This is a genomic window from Pseudomonas sp. GW821-FHT05H12 (assembly GCF_059419385.1).
In genome coordinates, this window is record NZ_JBWKRS010000032.1 from 48,652 (window position 1) to 69,440 (window position 20,789).

The window sequence follows — 20,789 nt, forward strand, 5'->3', positions numbered from 1 at the left end:
TTCCTCGAAATTACTGATCCGGACTGTCGATGGTCAGCTGCTGCAACGCAGTGGTGCTGCTGGCCAAGGGTTGACTGCGGCCGATCCACTCGCCAGCGGTCGGAAGACCTGCCCGGGATAGGCGTGCAACCAGTTGGACTTCGGGGAAGTTCGACAGTTTCAACTGCGGCATCATCGCGTCGGCATCGCCCAGTTCCACAGTGATTGGCAGTTCGGCAACGGTGACGCGTTTGGCCGCCAACGGCGCAGGCGGGCCACTGACGGCGCGGGCGAAGATGAACACGCTGTCGGTGGGCAGGGCCTTGGCCTTCACGTCGGCGGATAAATCCACACGCACTTTCATCAGCGCTTTTTGAGCGACGGTGCCGCCGCTTTCCTTGAGCTTTTCGGCAGCCCGGTCGATACCGCCTTGCAGCGCTGCGCGGGAATTGTCCTCCGGTGGCAGTTGGGCCAGCAGGCGGTTCCAGTAGTCGATGGCTTCCTGGTAACGCTGGCCCTCAAAGGCCGCGATGCCCAACAGGCCCAGGCTGGTGACTTCTTTCGGGTCCAGCTTCAACGCTTCGTCGGTCAGCGCCTGAACCTTGGGCGACCACTGTTTGTTGTCGGCAAAGTACTGGGCCTGGGCCCACTGGCCGAGCAGTTCCGGCTGTCGACCGGCCAGGGCCACGGTGCGCTCGAAGACTTTGGCGGCATCGGCGGAACGGTCCTGGGCCATGTAGGCGCGACCGAGGAAGTACAAGCCCTCGGCCGAGTCCGGCTGGGCCGCGGCGGCGCGCTCCAGGCGCTGGGTCATGTCTTGCATGGACACCGGCGGCTGGGAGAATTCGCGGGTCAGCTCGACCTTGTCGCTCGCCCCGTAATGCAGGTACAGCGCAACGCCAAGCACCGGCACCAGAAACGCCGCCAACAGTGGCAACGGTTTGCCCAAGCGCGACTCGCGGGGTTTTTCCACGCCTTCGGTGTCGGCCAACAGTTCGCGGGCGGCTTCGGCGCGGCCGGTGTCGAGTTGCGCGGCGTTGAGCACGCCTTCGTCCTGCTGCACTTGCAACTCGGCCACACGTTCCTGGTACAGCGCCACGTTCAGCGCGGTGCGGTCCTCTTCACGTTGGGCGCGGCGGTCGCGCAATACAGGGATCAACAGGAAACTCAGGGCAATCAGGAGCAGCAACCCTGCTGCAAGCCAAAAATCAATCATCAGTCTTGGTGTCCAGCAATTGGTCGAGGCGTTTGCGTTCATCGAGGGAGAGCGCGTCGGAACCATCAGTCGGCGCGGCGCGGCGGCGGCGCACGATCACGGCCATCACCACCACACCGGCCAGCAACAACCCGGCCGGGCCGAACCAGAGCAACGCGGTCTTGCCGGTGAGGGCCGGTTTGTAGCGCACGAAATCACCGTAGCGGTCGACCATGAAGTCGATGATCTGCTGGTTGTCCTTGCCCTCCCCCAGCATGCGGAAGATCTCTTTGCGCAAGTCGGCGGCGATCGGCGCGTTGGAGTCGGCGATGTCCTGGTTCTGGCACTTGGGGCAGCGCAGTTCCTTGGTCAGGTCACGGAAACGCTCACGCTCGGCATCGTTGGCGAATTCGTAGGTGTCGATGGCGGCGTGGGCCACGCCCGCCAAACCCAGCGCCAGCACGGCAGCGGCTAACAGACGCTTCATGGCTTGGCCTCATCGACCAGGGCCTGGTACTTGGCGGCCAGTTGCTCGCGCCACACCACTTCGTCGATCACGCCCACGTACTTGTCGCGGATCACCCCCTTGGCATCAATGAAGAAGGTTTCCGGGGCGCCGTACACGCCGAGGTTCAAGCCGAGGTTGCCGTCTTCATCGCGGATATCCAGTTGGTACGGGTTATGGAATTCGGCCAGCCACTTCAACGCGGCAGCGTTGTCGTCCTTGTAGTTGATGCCGTAGATCACCACGCCCTTCTCGGCCAGCTTGTTCAGCACCGGGTGTTCGACGCGGCAGGAGATGCACCAGGTGCCCCACACGTTGACCAGCGCCGGTTTGCCCAGCAGGTCGGCCTGGGTCAGGGTCTTGTCGCCCTGCACCGTTGGCAGGCTGAAGGCCGGGAAGGGTTTGCCGATCATCGCCGAAGGCAACTCGGCCGGGTCCAGGTACAGCCCGCGATACAGGAACACCGCCACCACCAGAAACATCGCCAGCGGCACAACCATCAACCAACGCTTCATACCGCCGCTCCCTGCAGGCCGAGGGCTTCACGCACCCGGCTCTTGACCTTGACCCGATAACGCCGGTCCAGCGCGGCGAGCAAACCGCCGAAACCGGTGAGCAAACCACCGAACCAGATCCAGCGCACAAACGGCTTCACATGCACGCGCACGGCCCAGGCGCCGTCGCCCAGGGGTTCGCCCAGTGCCACATAGAGGTCACGGGTAAACCCGGCGTCGATACCGGCCTCGGTCATCATCGAACTCTGCACGGTGTACAGGCGTTTTTCCGGGTGCAGCACCGCCACTTCCTTGCCGTTGCGCACGACGCGCACGGTGCCTTTGTCGGAGGTGAAGTTCGGGCCTTCGAAGTGCTTGGCGCCTTCGAAGATGAAGTGGTAACCGGCCAGGTCCATGGACTCGCCCGGCGCCAGGCGCAGGTCGCGCTCAGCGCTGTTCTGGCTGGACAGCACCACGCCCAGGGCGCACACGGCGATGCCGATGTGGGCGACCTGCATGCCCCAATAGCTGCGGGTCAAGCCAGGCAAGCCCTTGATCAGGCCTTTGTGACGGGTCTTGTCGACGATGTCGCGCACGCCGGCCAGCAACACCCACGCCGCCAGCAGGAAGGTGGCCAGCACCGCCCAGTTGAAGTCGCCGTAAGCCACACCGGCGATCACCGCCAGGGCCACGCTGCCCAGCAGCACGGGCATGAGCATGCCTGCCAGCCATTTCACCGGGGTGTCTTTCCAGCGCACCAGCACGCCGACGGCCATCACCACCATCAACAGGCCCATCAGCGGGATAAACAACGCGTTGAAGTACGGCGGGCCGACGGACAGCTTGGCGCCGCTCAAGGCATCCAGCACCAACGGGTACAGGGTACCGAGCAGAATCATCGACGCGGCCACCACCAGCACCAGGTTATTGCCCAGCAGCAGCGTTTCCCGCGACCACAGGTTGAAGCCGACCTGGCTCTTGACCACTGGCGCGCGCAGGGCGAACAGCGTGAGCGAGCCGCCGACCACAAACAGCAGGAAGATCAGGATGAAGATGCCGCGCTCCGGGTCGGACGCGAACGCGTGCACCGACGTCAGTACGCCCGAACGCACGAGGAAGGTACCGAGCAGGCTGAGGGAAAACGCCGCGATGGCCAGCAACACGGTCCAGCTCTTGAACACGCCGCGTTTTTCGGTGACGGCCAGCGAGTGAATCAGCGCCGTGCCCACCAGCCAGGGCATGAAGGAGGCGTTTTCCACCGGGTCCCAGAACCACCAGCCGCCCCAACCGAGTTCGTAGTAGGCCCACCACGAGCCCAAGGTGATACCAATGCCGAGGAACGCCCAGGCGACGATGGTCCACGGTCGCGACCAGCGCGCCCAGGCGGCGTCAAGACGCCCGCCGAGCAAGGCGGCGATGGCGAAGGCAAAGGCCACGGAGAAACCGACGTAGCCCATGTAGAGCATCGGCGGGTGCACGATCAGGCCGATGTCTTGCAGCAGCGGGTTGAGGTCGTGCCCGTCTGCCGGGATCTGCGGCAGGATGCGGCTGAACGGGTTGGAGGTCATGATCAGGAACAGCAGGAACCCAATGCTGATCATGCCCATCACTGCCAGCACGCGCGCCAGCATCACTTGTGGCAATTGGCGCGAGAACACCGACACGGCGAAGGTCCAGCCGCCGAGGATCAACGCCCACAGCAGCAACGAACCTTCGTGGGCCCCCCACACGGCGCTGAACTTGTAGTACCAGGGCAAGGCGCTGTTGGAGTTGTTGGCCACATAGGCGACGGAAAAGTCGTCGGTCATGAAGGCGTAGGTGAGGCAGCCGAAGGCGAACAACAGGAACGCAAACTGGCCCCAGGCAGCCGGCTGTGCCAGGCTCATCCACAGGCGGTCACCGCGCCAGGCGCCGAGCAACGGCACCACGGCCTGCACAATGGCAAAGCACAGGGCGAGGATCATCGCCAACTGGCCGAGTTCTGGAATAAACAATGCGGACGTCATGGCTTAGCCCTCCTTGGCTGGCGTTGGCGCGGATTGACCGCTGTCTTTGAGGGCCTTGGTCACTTCAGGCGGCATGTATTTCTCATCGTGCTTGGCCAGCACTTCGTCGGCCACCACCACGCCGTCGGCGTTGAGCTTGCCCAGAGCGACGATGCCCTGGCCTTCGCGGAACAGGTCCGGGAGGATGCCGCGGTAGGTGATGGTCACGGCCTTGTTGAAGTCGGTGACCACGAAGGTCACGTCGAGGGAGTCGCTGGAGCGTTTGAGCGAGCCCTTCTCCACCATGCCGCCGGCGCGGATGCGGGTGTCCAGTGGGGCTTCGCCATTGGCGATCTGGGTCGGGGTGTAGAACAGGTTGATGTTCTGCTGCAGGGCGCTCAAGGCCAGGGCCACGGCAATGCCGACGCCGGCCAGGATGGCAAGGATGATCAACAGACGCTTTCTACGCAGCGGATTCACTTTTCGGTCTCCCGGCGCAGACGACGCGCCTCTTGTTGCAAGTAACGCTTGCGGGCCAGGATCGGCGCGGCCACGTTGAGGGCCAGCACCGTCAGGCAGATGCCATAGGCCGTCCAGACATACAGGCCGTGATGGCCCATGGCGAGAAAATCACTGAAAGACGCAAAGCTCATCCACGGGCTCCCAGGCAGGTTTGCACTTCGGCCTTGACCCAACTGGCGCGGGCTTCACGCTTGAGCACTTCAAGGCGCATGCGCATCAGCAGCACGGCGCCGAAGAAGCAGTAGAACCCCAGCACCATCAGCAGCAACGGCGCCCACATTTCCACGGGCATGGCCGGTTTTTCGGTGAGGGTGAAAGTGGCGCCCTGGTGCAGGGTGTTCCACCACTCCACCGAGTATTTGATGATCGGGATGTTGATCACGCCGACGATGGCCAGCACGGCGCAAGCCTTGGCGGCGCTGTCGCGATTGCTGATGGCGTTGCCCAGGGCAATCAGGCCGAAGTACAGGAACAGCAGGATCAACATGGAGGTGAGCCGTGCGTCCCATACCCACCACGAACCCCAGGTGGGTTTGCCCCAGATCGCGCCGGTGACCAGCGCCACGGCGGTCATCCATGCACCGATGGGCGCGGCGCATTGCAGGGCCACGTCGGCGAGCTTCATCTTCCACACCAGGCCGACGATGCCGCACACGGCCAGCATCATGTAGCAGGACTGGGCCAGCATCGCGGCAGGAACGTGGATATAGATGATGCGAAAGCTGTTGCCTTGCTGGTAGTCCGGTGGCGCGAAGGCCAGGCCCCAGACCAGGCCGATGCCAATCAACACGGCGGCAGCGATGCTCAGCCACGGCAGCAGCTTGCCGCTGATGCCATAAAACCATTTGGGCGAGCCGAGCTTGTGAAACCAGGTCCAGTTCATTGCTGTTTCCATCACGGTGGCTTCCCGTCATTGCGGGAGGCTCAGGGTCTTTACTGACTAAGACATAACGCTTGGTCAGACCTCATTATTCGCCGACGCTGATCTTCAGGCCGGCCGCTATAGCAAAGGGTGTCAGGGTTACCGCCAGGGCGGTCAGGCTACCAAGCCACAGGAGGTAACCGGTCGCCGGCATGCCCATGAGCGCGGCTTGCAAGGCGCCGCTGCCCAGGATCAACACCGGGATATACAAAGGCAGAATCAGCAGGGCCAGTAACAGGCCGCCCCGCTTCAAACCGACGGTCAACGCTGCGCCCACCGCCCCCAACAGGCTGAGCACCGGCGTACCGAGCAACAAGGATAGAAGCAACACCGGCAAGCATTCGACGGGCAAGCCCAGCATCATCGCCAACAGTGGCGAAAGCAAGACTAGCGCCAAGCCGGAAAAAACCCAGTGTGCCAGCACCTTGGCCAGCACCAGAAGTGGCAAGGGGTGCGACGAAAGGACCCACTGTTCGAGGGAGCCATCTTCGAAATCACTGCGAAACAGCCCGTCCAGCGAGAGCAGAACCGATAAAAGCGCCGCCACCCACACCAGCCCCGGGGACAAGGTTTGCAACAGTTTAGTCTCGGGGCCGACCGCCAGCGGGAACAGCGCGATGACAATCGCGAAGAACACCAGCGGGTTGGCCAACTCAGCCGGGCGGCGGCACAACAGCCGCGCTTCGCGGGCGACCAACAGGGCGAATACGCTCATGCCGACCACCTTCCCAGGTCCAGGTCACGGTAACCGGCAGGCGTGCGATTGAGGGTGTGATGGGTGGTGAGCAGCACCAGCCCGCCCTTTTCGCAGTGCTGGGCCAAATGTTCTTCGAGCTGGGCGACGCCTTGTTTATCCAGGGCGGTGAATGGCTCGTCGAGAATCCACAGCGGCGGGCCCGGCAGGTACAAACGCGCCAGGGCCACGCGGCGCTGTTGGCCGGCAGACAGGGTGTGGCAGGGAACGTCTTCGAAGCCCTTGAGACCGACAGCGGCCAGGGCTTGCCAAATAGCGTCGCGGGACGCGGGATGATGCAGGGCGCTGAGCCAGCTGAGGTTTTCTTCGGCGGTGAGCACGTCCTTGATGCCGGCGGCGTGACCGATCCAGACGAGGTTGCGGGCCAGCTCAGTGCGTTGTTCATTGAGCGGCTTGCCGTTGAGCCGCACAACACCTGCCGTCGGCTGCATCAACCCGGCCAGCAGGCGTAGCAAGCTGGTCTTGCCGCTGCCGTTGGGGCCACTGACCTGCACCATGTCGCCGCCCGTCAGCCGCAGTTCGAGGTGCTCGAACAGCAGGCGCAGGTCGCGTTCACAGGAAAGCGCTACGGCTTCAAGAAGAGGGCTGGTCAAAAGATCGCGGGCCTTTACGGTTCAAGTCGGCGGTGCAGCGGCCGTTAAAGAGAAATGCACAATAACGGCTTTGGCGACCGATTTTAGAGAGCTGGATCAAATAGTTGTGAGGTTTTTACCGCTCTCTTTGCAGACGGGCGGCATTATACATGCGATGCCCTACTCTAAAGAGGGCAATTTCCTTCGAGACGACGTGCACGATGACCGGTGAGATCAACCTTCCTACACTGCCGCCAGCACCCGCGGCCGGGCCTGCCCCGCTGCCCCCGACCGGTGAGCTGCTGAAACTGCTGGAACCGCAGATCGGCTTGATCGACCCCGGAAAAACCGTGAACGCCGAGGTACTCGCGCTTAAACAGGGCGGTGATGCGTTTCAGCTGCTGCTCAAGTTGACCCTCGAAGGCGGCCGCCAGACCCTGGTGCAAGCCAGCAGCGCACAGCCATTGCCGCTGGGCAGCAACGTGGCCGTGAGCCAGACCCCGACGGGCAACCTGACCATCACCTTGCAGCAAGCCTTGAGCGCCAACGTGGCCGCCCTCACCCGCATCGACACCACGCAAATGCCGGTGGGTACGCTGTTGCAGGCCAAAGTACTGACCACCCAAATGCTGCCCCAGGGCACCACGCAACCGGCGATCTACCGTTCGCTGGTGACCGTGCTCAGCAACGCCCTGGCCGGGGCGACCCTGACCGTGGAAAGCCCGCAGCCACTGCGGGTGGGCAGTTTGCTGAGTGCCGTGGTGCAAGACACCCAGACCTTGAATTTCGTGCCATTGAGCGGGCTCAAGGACCAACTGGCCGTGGCGCAGCAACTCGCCACCCAGCAAAGCCGCCAGGGTTCGCTGGACGTGGTGTTCACCGCCTTGCAGAACCTGCCCGCTGATGACACTACCTCCAGCGACCTGCGCGCGGCCGCCGCGCGCTTGCTCGCCGCGCTGCCCGACCTGTCGCAGGTGAGCAACCCGAAGGTGCTGGCACAAGTGATCCAGAACAGCGGCGCGTTTCTCGAAGCCAAATTGCTGGCCGGGCAAAACCCGCAAATCCCGCCGCTGGACATGAAGGGCGCGTTGCTGCGCCTGGTCGCCGATCTGCTGCCCGCGCTGCCTACCGGCACCAACCTGAATGCGATCCTCGCCGCCAACACCCTGGCCCAGGTGCTGCCCAACTTTGTGCGCAACCCGCTGAACACCCTGGGCCAGGTCAGCGCCCGCCAGACACCGGCCGGCTTTCCGTTGCCGGAGCGGCTGATGGCCAAGCTGGAAGGCGAAGGCGACCTGGAAAACCTGCTGCGCCTGGCCGCCGGGGCCATCTCGCGCCTGCAGAGCCATCAACTGTCGAGCCTGGAACAAACCGGCACCACCGCCGACGGTCGCTTACAGACCACCTGGCAACTGGAAATCCCCATGCGCACCTTGCAGGACATCGTGCCGTTGCAGGTCAAGTTCCAGCGCGAAGAGCCGCCGCCGGACAAGGACCAGCCCGAACGCAAAGACAAAAAAGACCCCAAGCAGATGCTCTGGCGCGTGGAGCTGGCCTTTGACATGGAGCCGCTGGGGCCGTTGCAGGTTCAGGCGCAACTGACCCAGGGCAAGCTCTCCAGCCAGTTGTGGGCGTCCCGCCCGTTTACCGCCAGCCTGATCGAAAGCCATTTGGGCAGCCTGCGCGAACGCCTGGTGACCTCGGGCATCAATGTCGGCGACCTGGACTGCCACCTCGGCACGCCGCCACGTGGGCCGCGAACTGGCTTGGAGCAACGCTGGGTGGATGAAACCGCATGAAGAACGCCACCCCACCCCGCCAGGCGATCGCCCTCAAGTATGACGGCCAGCAAGCCCCCACTCTCACAGCCAAGGGCGACGACGCCTTGGCCGAGGCGATCCTGAAACTGGCGCGGGAAAATGAAGTGCCGATCTATGAGAACGCCGAGCTGGTGAAGCTGCTGGCGCGCATGGAGTTGGGCGACAGTATCCCGGAAGAGTTATACCGCACGGTGGCGGAGATCATCGCGTTTGCCTGGACGTTGAAAGGCAAGTTCCCGGTGGGGTATGACCCGGACGCAGGGCCGGTGGAGCGGGATGTGACGGCGCGCGGGGACGATTACTGACATTTTCCGAACACGCACAATCCCTGTAGGAGCTGGCTTGCCAGCGATGGCGGTGGTCCAGGCAACCTATGTTTGGCTGGTGGACCGCGATCGCCGGCAAGCCGGCTCCTACAGGGGGTGCGTGGTCAGTTGAGGACTTCGCTCAGGGGGATGAAATTGACCCGGTCGCCCACCGTCAGCGTCGTGCCTTCCAACACCTCCACAAACCCTTCTGCCCACGCCGCGCTGCGCAGCACGCCGGAGCTCTGGTTGCGGTAGATGATCGCCTTGCCCTGCTCGATGCGACCGCGCAGGTATTCGCGGCGGTTGCCCGGTTTGGGCCATTCGAAGCCCACCGGCACTTCAAAGCGCAGCGGCGCCACGTCCTGCACACCTTGGCGGCGCAGCAGGTAAGGCCGCGCCAGCAAGGCAAAGGTCACCAGGGTCGACGCCGGGTTGCCCGGCAGGCCAATCACCGGCACACCGCGAAAGTGGCCGAAGGTCAGCGGTTTTCCGGGTTTGATCGCCAGTTTCCACAGCGCCAGCTCTCCCTCTTCGCGCAGGGCGATGCCGAGGAAGTCCGCCTCGCCCACCGACACACCGCCCGTGGACAGGATCAGGTCAACGTCAGCCAGACCGCCGAGGCGTGTGCGGGTCTTTTCGAGATCGTCGGGCAGGATGCCGGCGTCGATCACTTCGCAGCCCATACGCGTCAGCCACGAGCACAACACACGGCGATTGCTGTTGTAGATCTGGCCCGGGCCGAGCGGCAAGCCAGGTTCGATCAGCTCATCCCCGGTGGACAGCACGGCCACGCGTGGGCGGCGCACCACGTCAAGACGGTCATGCCCAAGGGACGCGGCAAGGCCGAGTTCGACCGGGCCCAGGCGCGTGCCGGCCGTCAGCACCAACTCGCCGACGGTGGTCTCCTGCCCTTGCGGGCGGATGTTCTGGTCCAGCTGCAACGGCTCGCTAAAGCTCACGCGCTCGTCGGCGTGGACCACGGCGTTTTCCTGCATTTCGACGCAGTCTGCGCCTTCGGGCACCGGGGCACCGGTGAAGATCCGCGCACAGGTGCCGGCAGCCAGGGGTTGCGGTGCCTGGCCAGCGAAGATGCGCTGGCTGACCACCAGCGGCTCGCCGTTCCAGTCCGCAAGGCGCAGGGCGTAGCCGTCCATGGCGCTGTTGGGCCAGGGCGGCAGGTCGAGGGTGGACACCAGATCCTGGGCCAGTACCCGCCCATCGCAATCGGCCAGGGGCAGGCGCTGCTGTTCGCGGATCGGCGCGGCGTCGGCCATGTCCAGCAGTTGCTGCAGCGCCTGCTCCACCGGCATCAGGGCGCCGGTCTTGCCGGGCTTACCCACGGGATTCACAAGGTTCGGCCTGCTTGAGGTGCGGCACGAAGTTGCACGGGCGATGGCGGTTGTCCAGCTGTTCAGCGAGGATGCCATCCCAGCCGGTGCGCACGGCATTGGTGGAGCCCGGCAGGCAGCACACCAGCGTGCCATTGGCCAGACCGGCCAGGGCGCGGGACTGCACGGTGGAGGTGCCGATATCGGCCACGGAGATCTGGCGGAACAGCTCGCCAAAACCGTCGACCTGTTTGTCCAGCAGGCAGCTCACGGCTTCGGGGGTGCTGTCGCGCCCGGTGAAGCCGGTGCCGCCGGTGATCAGCACCACTTGCACGATGTCTTCGGCGATCCAGTGGGCCACCTGGGCGCGGATCTTGTAGAGGTCGTCCTTGAGCAATACACGCTCGGCCAGGGTGTGGCCGGCAGCGGTCAGGCGGTCGACGAAGACCTGGCCCGAGGTATCGGTGTCGAGGGTGCGGGTGTCGCTGACGGTCAGTACAGCGATGTTCAGGGGTACGAAGGGCGCATCAGCCTTGGCTTTCATGGCTCGGTCCGGTTGTCGAAGGAACAGCCCGATGTTATATCACAGGGCCCTCTTTACCTGCCGCAGCGGAACCGTCATGTCTTCAGATTCTTCAGCCCTGCCCTGTTCGATTTTGCTACTGGCCGGAGGGCGTGGACAGCGTATGGGCGGCCAGGACAAAGGCTTGTTGCACTGGCGCGGCCTGCCGCTGATTGCCCATCTGCAGCGCCTGGCGCGGCCGCTGACGGATGACCTGATCATCTCGTGCAATCGCAACCATGCGCTTTACGCGCCGTTCGCCGACCAGTTGGTGAGCGACGACAGCCCGGACTTTCCCGGACCGTTGGCGGGCATTCGTGCTGGATTGGCCGCCGCGCGTCATGGGCACCTGCTGATCTTGCCGTGCGATGTGCCCAATATTGATGTGCACCTGCTGACCCAGATGCGTGAGACGGTGCAACGTAACCCGCTGCTGCCGCTGATGGTGCGCCATGGCGAGTTCTGGGAGCCCTTGATCTGCATCATCCCCACCCACCTGCGCGACGCCGTGGAAAGCGCCTGGGATGCGGGTGAGCGCAGCCCGCGCAAGATGCTTCTGCAACTGAGCGGCATCGGCCTTGAATGCCCGGCCGATGATCCACGCCTGGCCAACCTGAATACACCCGAGCTGTTGCACCCAGGGTTTGGCGTGTCAGAATGAGCGTCGGACAAGGAACTTTGCCGACGTCTTATACGTCACAAGGTCAGCACTCAAAAAAGTATTCTCTCGGAGACACACTCATGACTCAACGGACCATCGCCGCTCTCATGCTTGCACTGGGCCTCGCTACCCTTGCCGGTTGCGCCTCGCCAACAGTGATCACCCTGAATGACGGTCGCGAAATCCAGGCCGTCGACACTCCTAAATTCGACAAGGACTCGGGTTTCTACGAGTTCGAACAATTGGACGGCAAGCAGACCCGCATCAACAAGGATCAGGTTCGCACCGTTAAAGACTTGTAAACCTCAGCGTTTACTACCAAGGCCCGCCTCGCGCGGGCCTTGTCGTTTCTGGCGGTTACCAGTCGAGGGTGATTTGGCTGCGAAAGCTGCGCTCGTGCCCGGTCACCGGGTCGATAAAACGCACACCCTGGGCCAGCAGCTTGAGCGGGTTGGCGTAGTCGTCCACGGCGTCCTTGATCACGTCGGGGTAGAACGGGTCATTGCAGATGCTCGCCCCCAGCGCGGTCATGTGCACACGCAGCTGGTGCTTCTTGCCCGTAACGGGAAACAAGCCATAGCGCCATAGATCACCGTGTTTCTCGCGTACCTCCACGGCCGTTTCGGTGTTGCTGGCGCCCTGACCTTCCTGCATGCGGAAAAACGGTTCGCCATCCACCAGGCGGCTTTTGTGCACTAAGGGGAAGGTCAGGCCTGGCAGAGCCGGGGCAATGGCTTCGTAGAACTTGTCGATCTTTCGCGTGGGAAACAGTTGCTGGTACGCCGCGCGGCTGGCCGGGTTGGCCGAGAACAGCACCAGCCCTGCGGTATGCCGGTCGATCCGGTGCAGCGGCACCAGCGAAGGGTTGTCCAAACGGCGGATCAAGCGGCGCAACAGGGTTTGCTCGACGTATTCCCCGGCGGGCGTCACGGGCAGGAAGTGTGGCTTGTCGGCGACGACCAGGTGCTCGTCGGCATACAGAATGGTCTCCTGCACCGGGATCACTTTTTCATTCGGTACTTCACGAAAGTAATAGATGCACAGGCCTTCCTTGTAGGCCAGGTCCGCACCTATCGGGCAGCCGTTGATGTCCAGCACCCGACCACGGGCGATGCGGTCCAGCCAGTGTTCTCGGCTGATGGCCGGGAAGTGTTCAGATAGGCAGTCGAGCACCAGCGCCCAAGGGCCCGGCGGCAGGTACAAGGTGCTGGCTTGGTGCTCGGAGGCGATAAACGCGGAAGTGGACATGCAGATGCTCGAAGCCTTGGGAAAACCGGCGGGCATTATCCCGCAGGGTTCAGGCCTTGGCCAATTGCGCGCGCAGCACCGGCGAAGCACTGGCAGCCTCGGTGAACTCCTTGAGCCAACGCAGCACGTCCACCGCTTCCCAGCGGCCGGGATCATAGAGCGCGTATAACAGGCCCTGATAACCCACTACATCCAGTTGCTTGTGGTAACCGGCGCTCTGGAACAGCGCCTCGATCTCGGCGAAGCAGGTGTTGAAATGCACTTTGTTGAAGGGCGTCTTGCCTTCCGTGACCAGGCCATCGAGGCGCAGCTCGTTCACCGCGTCGCGTACGACATCGGCGGACATGCGATTGACGCTGCTTTTCAGTTGTTCAACATTCACCACGGGCGTTCCCTCAATTCAATCGCTGTACAAACATACAGTAACTTAATATTTGGAAACCTGCCATCGCATAACACTCAACGAAGGAAGGCAACGACCTGTTGTGTGTCGAAAGGCCAATCCAGTTCCGCACCGGTGTCTGCCCGGCGAAGCACCGGGATACGCAGGCCGTAGGCTTCGGTCAGATCGTCGGGGTCGGTAATATCCACCAACTCCACCAGCAACCCGTGTTCGACGAGCGGCATGATTTCGGCTTCGGCGATCTCACAAAGATGGCAACCCAGGGTGCCGAACAACTGGCATTCAGGAAGCATGATGAATGGACCTGATCAGAAAACAGGCACACATTCTAAGCCCGGTTGCAGCCTCACGCCCACCCCATAAACCCTGACCCAGATCACCATGGCCTATAACTGATTCAGCGATTCTCACGGCTTTTTTGCCTGCCCCCTTGCAATGGAGATGCCTGTGTTTGCCAACCTGTTGATCATCCTGGCCTCGTCCCTGGTAGTGATTGCGCTGTTTCGCCGGCTGCAATTGCCCCCCGTGCTGGGCTACCTGTGCGTGGGCCTGGCCGTGGGGCCCACGGCCCTGGACTGGGTGAACGACAGCGAAGAGCTGCCCGACCTCGCCGAACTCGGCGTGGTGTTCCTGCTGTTTTCCCTGGGGCTGGAGTTTTCCCTGACCAAGATGCTCGCCCTGCGCCGCGTGGTGTTTGGCTTGGGCAGCCTGCAAGTGGTGGGCTGCGGGGTATTGCTGGGCGTACTGTTGATGATCCTGGGCGTGACGCCGGGCATCGCCTTGCTGTTGGGCGCGGGGCTGGCGTTGTCGTCCACGGCCATCGTCAGCAAGGAGCTCGGCAGCCTCGGGGAGATTTTCAGCAGTCATGGCCAGAACGCAATTGGCGTGCTGCTGTTCCAGGACGTGGTAGCCGTATTGCTGTTGACCCTGGTGCCGGTGTTCGCCGGCACCGGTGAGCAGGCCTGGTACCTGGCATTGCCCTTGACCCTGGGCAAGACCGTGGTGCTGTTTGTGGGCCTGCTGCTTGCCAGCCGCTGGTTGTTGCCACGGCTGTTCCATGAAGTGGCGGCGTCCCACTCCGCCGAACTGTTTGTGCTGTTGGCCCTGGTGATTGTCTTGCTCACGGCGTGGCTCACGCATTTGCTGGGCTTGTCCCCTGCCCTCGGTGCCTTCCTGGCTGGCATGCTGCTGGGGGAAAGCCATTATCGCCATCAGATCGAGGCGGACATCCGGCCCTTTCGCGACATCCTGCTGGGGCTGTTTTTTGTCAGCATCGGCATGCTCATCGACCTGCAACTGTTTGTCAGCCACAGCCTGCTGATCCTTGGCCTGACCCTCACCTTGATGCTGGTCAAGGGCTGCGTGGTGGCGGCGCTGGTCAAGCTGCGCGGCAGCGACAGTGAAACCGCCTGGCGCAGCGGCCTGGCCCTGGCCCAGGGCGGCGAATTCTGTTTTGCCTTGATGGCGCAGATGCAGCAAAGCCGCTTGATCCCCGACGAATTCAACGGCCTGCTGCTCGCCGCGACCTTCTGCTCGATGTTGCTCACGCCGCTGTTATTGCGCGCTGCACCGAGTCTGGCCCTGCGCCTGCACCGCACGCCCAATCAGCAAGTCCAACTGGACGAAATCACCGCGCTCAACGCCGAGCTGCGCGGGCATGCGGTGATCTGTGGCTATGGCCGCGTCGGGCAATCCATCGGGCGCTTTCTGCGGCGCGAACAGCAAGCCTTTATCGCACTGGACGACGACCCTGAGCGGGTGCAGGAAGCTGCCACTGAAGACAGCAGCGTGCACTACGGGGATTGCCGGCGCGGCGCCCTGCTCAGCGCAGTGGGCCTGGAGCGCGCGCGACTGGTGGTGATCGCGGTGGACAACAGCGATGTCGCGTTGGTGGTGCTCAAGGAAGCGCGACGCATCAACGCTGACGTGCCGATCCTGGTGCGCACCCGCGATGACAGCCAGTTGGCTGAACTGAAAGCGGCGGGCGCCAGCGAAGTGGTGCCCGAGCTGTTGGAGTCGAGCCTGATGCTCGCCTCCCACGCCTTGATCCTGCTGGGCCTGCCGGACCAACAGGTGCAGGCGCGGGTGGACGAAGTGCGGCATAACCGCTACCGCCTGCTACACGGTTTTAATCCATCGGCCGAACCACCGATCAATCCTGACTGACCGCACCGATTTTATGGATCGACAGGTCCGCACCGTAGTACTCCTCTTCCTGGCTCAGGCGCAGCCCGTGCAGGCGTTTGATCACACCGTACACCAACAGGCCACCGCCGAGCGCCACCCCCACACCCAGGGCGGTGCCGATCAACTGGCTGATCAGGCTGACGCCGCCCAGTCCACCCAGCGCGGTCTGGCCGAAGATGCCGCAGGCGATGCCACCCCACACGCCGCACAGGCCGTGCAGCGGCCACACACCCAGTACGTCGTCGATCTTCCAGCGATCCTGGGCTGCAATAAAGCACCACACGAACAGCCCACCCGCGACTGCGCCAGTGACCAGCGCGCCCACCGGGTGCATCAGGTCGGAACCGGCACAAATTGCCACCAGCCCGGCCAACGGACCGTTGTGCAGGAAGCCCGGGTCGTTGCGCCCAATGATCAACGCCGCGACCGTGCCACCCACCATCGCCATCAACGAGTTGACCGCCACCAGGCCACTCACGCCGTTGAGGGTTTGCGCGCTCATCACGTTGAAGCCGAACCAGCCGACAATCAAAATCCACGAGCCCAAGGCCAGGAATGGAATACTCGACGGCGCGAACGCCACCAGTCGGCCCTCGCGATAACGCCCGTTACGCGGGCCCAGCAGCAACACCGCCGCCAGCGCCAGCCAGCCGCCCATGGCGTGCACCACCACGGAACCGGCGAAGTCATGGAAGCTGGCGCCGAACGTCGCCAGCAGCCAGGCTTGCAGGCCGAAGTTCCCGTTCCACACCATGCCTTCAAAAAACGGGTAGATAAACGCCACGATCAACGCGGTGGCACACAGTTGAGGAACAAAACGTGCACGCTCGGCAATGCCCCCGGAAATGATCGCCGGGATCGCCGCCGCAAAGGTCAACAGGAAGAAGAACTTCACCAGGCCATAGCCGTGGTCGGCACTGATCACCGCAGCCGGTTGCATGAAGCTCACGCCGTAAGAGATCCAATAGCCTATAAAGAAATAAGCCAGGGTGGAGATAGCGAAGTCGCTGAGGATCTTCGACAAGGCGTTGACCTGGTTTTTCTGGCGAACCGTGCCCACTTCCAGGAACGCGAAGCCGGCGTGCATGGCCAGGACCATGACCGCGCCGATCAGAATAAACAGGGTATTGGAGCTGTGGACGAGGGTGTCCACCGCACTTTGCAAATTTTCCATGGAGGTTGGCAGGCCTGCATTAAAGGCAAAAAGCACCAAAGCGGTTCAAGCCAGGGTTTCGCGCACTAAATTGGCACCTGCGGCCTCGCCCCTCTTCAGAGGGCGTGAACCGCTTTAGCGCAGCGATCAACTCAACAGGCCGTTGCCGACAGGGTTTTTCCGCGAGTTTCAGTAATTTAGGGTAAGGTTTTTGAAGGCATTGCCTCATTCCGCCCAGATTCAGCGCAGGCCCCAGGGCGTGCGCACCAAGGCAAAGCAAAAGCTGTACCAGACAATTGCACTGAACCTTCACCGACACCGGTGACTCGAAAACACACGTAGCCAACACACGTGCAGACCCAGACACACAGATCAGCCAATCACGGAGATAACCATGGCCAGAAAAACTGCAAAAACTGCTCAAGAAATACTGCTGGCGGATTTTCAAACCCTGGTCAGTGACACCGAAAAACTGCTGGACGACACCAAAGTGCTGGCCGGCGACCAAGCCGACGAGTTGCGCACCAAGATCCACGACAGCCTGCTCAAGGCCCGTGAAACCCTGCAGCAGACCGAAGATTCCCTGCGTGAACGCGGCCAGGCAGCCGTCACCGCCACCGAAGATTACGTGCAAGCCAACCCTTGGCAGTCGGTGGGCATTGCCGCCGGCGTGGGCTTTCTGATCGGCCTGCTGGCTACAAGGCGCTAACCATGTCTATCGGCGAAACCGGCTCGTCTACGGGCACTACTTCAAGACGTCTGGGCGCGGCCGTGCTGGGCTTGCTGCACAGCCATGTCGAACTGTTTGGCATCGAGTTGCAGGAACAGAAGGCACGCACGGTCAGCCTGCTGCTGTTTGCCGGCCTGGCGTTGGTGTTCGCGCTGCTGTTGCTGGTGGGTTTGTCGACACTGGTGATGATTTTGGTGTGGGACACCGGCTACCGGCTCACGGGGATCATCTGCCTCTGCGTGTTCTATAGCCTGGCGGCCGCGTTCTGCGGGGTGCGCTTGAAGGCGGCGGTGTTCGATGAGTCCACGCCGTTCCACGCCACTCTCGAAGAGCTGGCCAATGATCGGGAGCGCCTGCTGCCATGAGCCTGACTGAAATGCCACAGAACACTTCACGACGGGAAATGCGCAAGGCGTTGATCCGCCTGCGCATGGAAATGCACCGCCAGGAGATCCGCCACGAGTCCCAGCAACTGGTGGCGCCGCTGACCAAAGTGCGCAGCATGGGTCAGAACTGGCAGGACAGCCTGGGCATCAAGCACGCGCCGCTGTGGGGCGTGGCTGCGGTCACCCTGCTGGGTTTCTTCACCGGCAAAGGCGCCAAGGGCGGGAGTATCAGCAGCCTGACACGCCTGGTGAGGCTCGGAGCAGGTCTGATCCCGCTGATCAAACTGGCCATGCAGGGCAGTTCACGCAAAGGTTGAGCCCTGCTGGCTGCATTCTTGCAAACAGAATCGGCTCGGCCCTCATCATCGAGGGCCGGGCCTTTTTTTCGCCGACTCTTTTAAGGAGGCCCCGTGATTGACGGGCAACCGCTCGCCTGCTTCCAGCCGTTCATCGATACCGCCACCGGGCGCATTGCCGGTGTTGAGGCGCTCGGCCGCCTGCGCCAGGCCGATGGCCGCTTGCAGTCTGTGGGCCCCTTGTTCGCCGACCCGCGCACGCCAGGCGCCACTTTGCGACGCCTTGACCGGCAGATCCGCGACAATGCTTTAAGCCGTCTGCATGAGGCCCCCGAAGACTGGTTCCTGAGCCTGAACATTTCGCCGCGCTGGATCAACCGGCTGCGCCCCGGCCAGGCACTGCCCAGCTTGAAGCAATTGCAGGCCCATGGCGTCGACCCGCAGCGCATCGTGTTCGAGATCACCGAGCTGGGCGGCGACATCCAGCGCCTGGCCGACGTGGTGGCGCGCTATCGCGAGGCCGGCGCGCGCATCGCCATCGATGACTTTGGCGCCGGCTATTCGCAACTCGACCGCGTGCTGGCGTTGCAGCCAGACATTCTCAAGCTGGACATGCGCCTGTTCCAGGAAGCTGCCCGAGGCGGGCCGAGCAGTGAAGTGGTACGGGCCCTGGCGCAGATGGCCGAGAAAACCGGCTGCTGGATCATTGCCGAAGGCGTGGAAACCGAGGCGCAATTGAGTTTCGCCCTGGAATGCGGCTCGCGCTATGTGCAGGGTTACCTGTTCGCCCAGGCACAGCTGGACTGGTTCGATGCAGACGCCTTTGTGCCGCGCTTCGCGCAACTGCGTACCGCCTACGTGCAGCAGAAGCTTGCAGAGCGGGGGCGCGTGATGCAGTTACGCCTGCAGTTGGCCGAACTGATGAAAATCCTGCAGGCCTGGGCACAGGGCCAGGCACCTCTGGCTCAACTGCCCCAATTGCCAAACTTCCCCTGGCTGCTGCGCTTTTACCAATGCGACCGGCATGGCACCCAACTGACGCCCAACTTCGAATGGCGCCAGGATGCCTGGCAGGCCGACAGCCGCTACCTGGGCCACAACTGGTCGTGGCGCCCCTACTTCTATCACCTGCTCGCGGAAGGCTGGGAGGAACGGCGCCTGACCCTGTCGTCGACCTATCGCGACGCCACCACTAACAGCTACTGCCTGACCGCAGGACAATTCTTCGATAACGGTCAGCGTTTGCTGTTAATCGATATCGACGCGGCCGGGCTGTAGATTTTCGCTTGCCCCGCCACGACGGAACCGGGAAGCTGGGCGGTGTCATTCACCGCACGGAGAGTAACCGCCTTGGATTGGCCCACCCTGCTTACCCGCGAACGCCTCGGTAAAACCCTGCACAGTCCGGAAGAACTGGGCCGCAGCCCGTTTCACAAGGACCATGACCGCATCATTTTCTCGGGTGCGTTCCGCCGCCTGGGCCGCAAGACCCAAGTGCACCCGGTGTCCAGCAATGACCATATCCACACGCGGCTGACCCACTCCCTGGAAGTCAGCTGCGTGGGCCGCTCCCTGGGCATGCGCGTGGGCGAAACCCTGCGCAGTGCCCTGCCCGACTGGTGTGACCCGAGCGACCTGGGCATGGTGGTGCAGTCGGCCTGCCTGGCCCACGACATCGGCAACCCGCCGTTCGGGCATTCCGGCGAAGATGCCATCCGCCACTGGTTCCAGCAGGCGGCCGGGCGCGGCTGGCTGGATGACATGAGCAGCGCCGAGCGCAATGACTTCCTCAATTTCGAAGGCAATGCCCAGGGTTTTCGCGTGCTGACCCAGCTTGAATATCACCAGTTCGACGGGGGTACGCGGCTGACCTACGCCACGCTGGGTACCTACCTGAAGTATCCCTGGACCGCTCGCCACGCCGACTCCCTGGGCTACAAGAAACATAAGTTCGGCTGCTACCAGAGCGAGTTGCCGATCCTTGAGCAGATCGCCCATAAACTCGGCCTGCCACAGCTGGAAGAACAGCGCTGGGCCCGGCACCCGCTGGTGTACCTGATGGAAGCGGCCGACGACATCTGCTACGCCTTGATCGATCTAGAAGACGGCCTGGAAATGGAGTTGCTGGACTACGCCGAGGTCGAGTCGTTGCTGCTCGACCTGGTCGGCGATGACCTGCCCCAGACCTATCGACAACTGGGCGCGCAAGACTCTCGTCGACGCAAGCTGGCGATCTTGCGCGGCAAGGCCATCGAGCACCTGACCAACGCGGCGGCCAGGGCGTTTGTCGAACAGCAGGACGCGCTGTTGGCCGGCACGCTGCCGGGTGACCTGGTGGAGCACATGCATGGTCCTGCCAAACGCTGCGTGCTGGACGCCAAGGACATGGCCCGCAAGAAGATCTTCCAGGACAAACGCAAGACGCTGCATGAGATCGGCGCCTACACCACCCTGGAGATCCTGCTGAACGCTTTTTGCGGGGCAGCACTGGAGCAGCATGGCGGGCGCACGCCTTCCTTCAAGAACCGCCGTATCCTCGATCTGCTGGGCAATAGCGCGCCAAATCCGGCGTGGCCGTTGCATGCGTCATTCCTGCGTATGATCGACTTCATCGCCGGCATGACCGACAGCTACGCCACCGAAATGGCGCGGGAGATGACCGGTCGCTCCAGCCCTCAATAACAGGTTCGATCGAGCTGCCTGTTGCCTGAAAGGAATCGGCCTACGAAGGGAACAGAGCAGCCTGATCGAATTCGTACAAGTACCCGAAGAATAATCA

Annotated in this window: 25 protein-coding genes; 10 read left to right on the forward strand and 15 right to left on the reverse strand. The window is 62.9% G+C overall.

Annotated elements, in window-relative coordinates:
- Positions 1-10: 10 nt before the first annotated feature.
- From ccmI to ccmA, 9 genes are all read right to left on the reverse strand, one after another.
- Positions 11-1,195, reverse strand: a complete 1,185-nt coding sequence (ccmI, locus tag AC07SU_RS23915; protein ID WP_176998213.1) for a c-type cytochrome biogenesis protein CcmI — start codon at positions 1,193-1,195, stop codon at positions 11-13.
- On the reverse strand, positions 1,188-1,661 hold the full coding sequence (locus tag AC07SU_RS23920) for a cytochrome c-type biogenesis protein (RefSeq protein WP_071488487.1): 474 nt from the start codon (positions 1,659-1,661) through the stop codon (positions 1,188-1,190). The genes ccmI and AC07SU_RS23920 overlap by 8 nt, the downstream gene beginning before the upstream one ends.
- Complete coding sequence (locus AC07SU_RS23925; RefSeq protein WP_016978490.1) at positions 1,658-2,194, reverse strand: DsbE family thiol:disulfide interchange protein; 537 nt, start codon at positions 2,192-2,194, stop codon at positions 1,658-1,660. Before AC07SU_RS23925 ends, AC07SU_RS23920 begins: the two co-directional genes overlap by 4 nt.
- On the reverse strand, positions 2,191-4,179 hold the full coding sequence (locus tag AC07SU_RS23930) for a heme lyase CcmF/NrfE family subunit (protein WP_176998215.1): 1,989 nt from the start codon (positions 4,177-4,179) through the stop codon (positions 2,191-2,193). Before AC07SU_RS23930 ends, AC07SU_RS23925 begins: the two co-directional genes overlap by 4 nt.
- 3 nt (positions 4,180-4,182) lie before the next feature.
- A complete protein-coding gene (gene ccmE / locus AC07SU_RS23935; RefSeq protein WP_010565024.1) occupies positions 4,183-4,638 on the reverse strand; it encodes a cytochrome c maturation protein CcmE in 456 nt (151 codons plus the stop codon).
- A complete protein-coding gene (gene ccmD / locus AC07SU_RS23940; RefSeq protein WP_176998216.1) occupies positions 4,635-4,811 on the reverse strand; it encodes a heme exporter protein CcmD in 177 nt (58 codons plus the stop codon). The genes ccmE and ccmD overlap by 4 nt, the downstream gene beginning before the upstream one ends.
- Complete coding sequence (locus AC07SU_RS23945; protein WP_494998417.1) at positions 4,808-5,563, reverse strand: heme ABC transporter permease; 756 nt, start codon at positions 5,561-5,563, stop codon at positions 4,808-4,810. Before AC07SU_RS23945 ends, ccmD begins: the two co-directional genes overlap by 4 nt.
- 85 nt (positions 5,564-5,648) lie before the next feature.
- On the reverse strand, positions 5,649-6,317 hold the full coding sequence (gene ccmB / locus AC07SU_RS23950; protein ID WP_014717701.1) for a heme exporter protein CcmB: 669 nt from the start codon (positions 6,315-6,317) through the stop codon (positions 5,649-5,651).
- Positions 6,314-6,949 carry a cytochrome c biogenesis heme-transporting ATPase CcmA gene (gene ccmA, locus AC07SU_RS23955; protein ID WP_178925056.1) on the reverse strand — a complete coding sequence of 212 codons (636 nt, stop codon included), beginning with the start codon at positions 6,947-6,949 and terminating at the stop codon, positions 6,314-6,316. The genes ccmB and ccmA overlap by 4 nt, the downstream gene beginning before the upstream one ends.
- Positions 6,950-7,149: 200 nt before the next feature.
- On the opposite strand from ccmA, the gene fliK reads away from it, so the two are divergent.
- Positions 7,150-8,727 (forward strand): flagellar hook-length control protein FliK, encoded by a 1,578-nt coding sequence (gene fliK, locus AC07SU_RS23960; RefSeq protein WP_494998418.1) that lies wholly within the window; start codon positions 7,150-7,152, stop codon positions 8,725-8,727.
- Entirely contained in the window at positions 8,724-9,053 is a 330-nt protein-coding gene (locus AC07SU_RS23965) for an EscU/YscU/HrcU family type III secretion system export apparatus switch protein (protein WP_176998220.1), read from the forward strand. Before fliK ends, AC07SU_RS23965 begins: the two co-directional genes overlap by 4 nt.
- A gap of 125 nt (positions 9,054-9,178) precedes the next feature.
- Here AC07SU_RS23965 and AC07SU_RS23970 read toward each other — a convergent pair whose 3' ends face one another.
- Positions 9,179-10,405 (reverse strand): molybdopterin molybdotransferase MoeA, encoded by a 1,227-nt coding sequence (locus tag AC07SU_RS23970; protein WP_494998419.1) that lies wholly within the window; start codon positions 10,403-10,405, stop codon positions 9,179-9,181.
- Positions 10,389-10,928, reverse strand: coding sequence for a molybdenum cofactor biosynthesis protein B (moaB, locus tag AC07SU_RS23975; protein ID WP_494998420.1), 540 nt, complete (start codon positions 10,926-10,928; stop codon positions 10,389-10,391). The genes AC07SU_RS23970 and moaB overlap by 17 nt, the downstream gene beginning before the upstream one ends.
- Before the next feature lie 76 nt (positions 10,929-11,004).
- Between moaB and mobA the strand changes: the two genes are divergently transcribed.
- Positions 11,005-11,607, forward strand: coding sequence for a molybdenum cofactor guanylyltransferase MobA (gene mobA, locus AC07SU_RS23980; protein ID WP_494998421.1), 603 nt, complete (start codon positions 11,005-11,007; stop codon positions 11,605-11,607).
- A gap of 80 nt (positions 11,608-11,687) precedes the next feature.
- Positions 11,688-11,909 carry a YgdI/YgdR family lipoprotein gene (locus AC07SU_RS23985; RefSeq protein ID WP_016978480.1) on the forward strand — a complete coding sequence of 74 codons (222 nt, stop codon included), beginning with the start codon at positions 11,688-11,690 and terminating at the stop codon, positions 11,907-11,909.
- Between the two features lie 55 nt (positions 11,910-11,964).
- On the opposite strand, the gene AC07SU_RS23990 is transcribed toward AC07SU_RS23985, so the two are convergent.
- The 3 genes from AC07SU_RS23990 to AC07SU_RS24000 all read right to left on the reverse strand — a co-directional run bounded on the left by AC07SU_RS23990 (position 11,965) and on the right by AC07SU_RS24000 (position 13,551).
- Positions 11,965-12,855, reverse strand: coding sequence for a pseudouridine synthase (locus AC07SU_RS23990; RefSeq protein WP_494998422.1), 891 nt, complete (start codon positions 12,853-12,855; stop codon positions 11,965-11,967).
- A gap of 49 nt (positions 12,856-12,904) precedes the next feature.
- Positions 12,905-13,240, reverse strand: coding sequence for a transcriptional regulator (locus tag AC07SU_RS23995; protein WP_494998423.1), 336 nt, complete (start codon positions 13,238-13,240; stop codon positions 12,905-12,907).
- A 74-nt stretch (positions 13,241-13,314) separates the two neighbouring features.
- Positions 13,315-13,551: a glutaredoxin family protein gene (locus AC07SU_RS24000; protein WP_176998225.1), complete on the reverse strand. Its 237-nt coding sequence runs from the start codon at positions 13,549-13,551 to the stop codon at positions 13,315-13,317.
- Between the two features lie 148 nt (positions 13,552-13,699).
- Between AC07SU_RS24000 and AC07SU_RS24005 the strand changes: the two genes are divergently transcribed.
- Entirely contained in the window at positions 13,700-15,424 is a 1,725-nt protein-coding gene (locus AC07SU_RS24005; RefSeq protein WP_494998424.1) for a cation:proton antiporter, read from the forward strand.
- Here AC07SU_RS24005 and AC07SU_RS24010 read toward each other — a convergent pair.
- Positions 15,411-16,619 (reverse strand): ammonium transporter, encoded by a 1,209-nt coding sequence (locus AC07SU_RS24010; RefSeq protein ID WP_494998425.1) that lies wholly within the window; start codon positions 16,617-16,619, stop codon positions 15,411-15,413. The two genes, AC07SU_RS24005 and AC07SU_RS24010, sit on opposite strands and share 14 nt — an antisense overlap.
- Positions 16,620-16,992: 373 nt before the next feature.
- On the opposite strand from AC07SU_RS24010, the gene AC07SU_RS24015 reads away from it, so the two are divergent.
- The 5 genes from AC07SU_RS24015 (at position 16,993) to AC07SU_RS24035 (ending at position 20,692) form a co-directional block, all read left to right on the forward strand.
- Positions 16,993-17,307 carry an ElaB/YgaM/YqjD family protein gene (locus AC07SU_RS24015; protein WP_494998426.1) on the forward strand — a complete coding sequence of 105 codons (315 nt, stop codon included), beginning with the start codon at positions 16,993-16,995 and terminating at the stop codon, positions 17,305-17,307.
- Positions 17,308-17,309: 2 nt separating this feature from the next.
- A complete protein-coding gene (locus AC07SU_RS24020) occupies positions 17,310-17,693 on the forward strand; it encodes a phage holin family protein (protein ID WP_012723020.1) in 384 nt (127 codons plus the stop codon).
- Positions 17,690-18,031, forward strand: a complete 342-nt coding sequence (locus AC07SU_RS24025) for a hypothetical protein (RefSeq protein WP_176998229.1) — start codon at positions 17,690-17,692, stop codon at positions 18,029-18,031. The genes AC07SU_RS24020 and AC07SU_RS24025 overlap by 4 nt, the downstream gene beginning before the upstream one ends.
- Before the next feature lie 93 nt (positions 18,032-18,124).
- On the forward strand, positions 18,125-19,288 hold the full coding sequence (locus tag AC07SU_RS24030) for an EAL domain-containing protein (protein WP_494998427.1): 1,164 nt from the start codon (positions 18,125-18,127) through the stop codon (positions 19,286-19,288).
- Positions 19,289-19,360: 72 nt separating this feature from the next.
- Positions 19,361-20,692 carry a deoxyguanosinetriphosphate triphosphohydrolase gene (locus AC07SU_RS24035; protein ID WP_176998231.1) on the forward strand — a complete coding sequence of 444 codons (1,332 nt, stop codon included), beginning with the start codon at positions 19,361-19,363 and terminating at the stop codon, positions 20,690-20,692.
- Positions 20,693-20,789 lie beyond the last annotated feature (97 nt).

What these genes read in the sequence shown, in the direction of transcription:
- fliK (WP_494998418.1), top strand. Translation starts at nt 7,150, where the DNA reads ATGACCGGTGAGATCAACCTTCCTACACTGCCGCCAGCACCCGCGGCC.
- AC07SU_RS23990 (WP_494998422.1), bottom strand. Translation starts at nt 12,855, where the DNA reads ATGTCCACTTCCGCGTTTATCGCCTCCGAGCACCAAGCCAGCACCTTG.
- AC07SU_RS24000 (WP_176998225.1), bottom strand. Translation starts at nt 13,551, where the DNA reads ATGCTTCCTGAATGCCAGTTGTTCGGCACCCTGGGTTGCCATCTTTGT.
- mobA (WP_494998421.1), top strand. Translation starts at nt 11,005, where the DNA reads ATGTCTTCAGATTCTTCAGCCCTGCCCTGTTCGATTTTGCTACTGGCC.
- moaB (WP_494998420.1), bottom strand. Translation starts at nt 10,928, where the DNA reads ATGAAAGCCAAGGCTGATGCGCCCTTCGTACCCCTGAACATCGCTGTA.
- AC07SU_RS24020 (WP_012723020.1), top strand. Translation starts at nt 17,310, where the DNA reads ATGTCTATCGGCGAAACCGGCTCGTCTACGGGCACTACTTCAAGACGT.
- ccmB (WP_014717701.1), bottom strand. Translation starts at nt 6,317, where the DNA reads ATGAGCGTATTCGCCCTGTTGGTCGCCCGCGAAGCGCGGCTGTTGTGC.
- AC07SU_RS23920 (WP_071488487.1), bottom strand. Translation starts at nt 1,661, where the DNA reads ATGAAGCGTCTGTTAGCCGCTGCCGTGCTGGCGCTGGGTTTGGCGGGC.
- ccmI (WP_176998213.1), bottom strand. Translation starts at nt 1,195, where the DNA reads ATGATTGATTTTTGGCTTGCAGCAGGGTTGCTGCTCCTGATTGCCCTG.
- AC07SU_RS24005 (WP_494998424.1), top strand. Translation starts at nt 13,700, where the DNA reads ATGCCTGTGTTTGCCAACCTGTTGATCATCCTGGCCTCGTCCCTGGTA.
- AC07SU_RS24015 (WP_494998426.1), top strand. Translation starts at nt 16,993, where the DNA reads ATGGCCAGAAAAACTGCAAAAACTGCTCAAGAAATACTGCTGGCGGAT.
- ccmD (WP_176998216.1), bottom strand. Translation starts at nt 4,811, where the DNA reads ATGAGCTTTGCGTCTTTCAGTGATTTTCTCGCCATGGGCCATCACGGC.
- AC07SU_RS23985 (WP_016978480.1), top strand. Translation starts at nt 11,688, where the DNA reads ATGACTCAACGGACCATCGCCGCTCTCATGCTTGCACTGGGCCTCGCT.
- AC07SU_RS23965 (WP_176998220.1), top strand. Translation starts at nt 8,724, where the DNA reads ATGAAGAACGCCACCCCACCCCGCCAGGCGATCGCCCTCAAGTATGAC.
- AC07SU_RS23945 (WP_494998417.1), bottom strand. Translation starts at nt 5,563, where the DNA reads ATGAACTGGACCTGGTTTCACAAGCTCGGCTCGCCCAAATGGTTTTAT.
- AC07SU_RS24010 (WP_494998425.1), bottom strand. Translation starts at nt 16,619, where the DNA reads ATGGAAAATTTGCAAAGTGCGGTGGACACCCTCGTCCACAGCTCCAAT.
- AC07SU_RS23925 (WP_016978490.1), bottom strand. Translation starts at nt 2,194, where the DNA reads ATGAAGCGTTGGTTGATGGTTGTGCCGCTGGCGATGTTTCTGGTGGTG.
- AC07SU_RS24025 (WP_176998229.1), top strand. Translation starts at nt 17,690, where the DNA reads ATGAGCCTGACTGAAATGCCACAGAACACTTCACGACGGGAAATGCGC.
- AC07SU_RS23930 (WP_176998215.1), bottom strand. Translation starts at nt 4,179, where the DNA reads ATGACGTCCGCATTGTTTATTCCAGAACTCGGCCAGTTGGCGATGATC.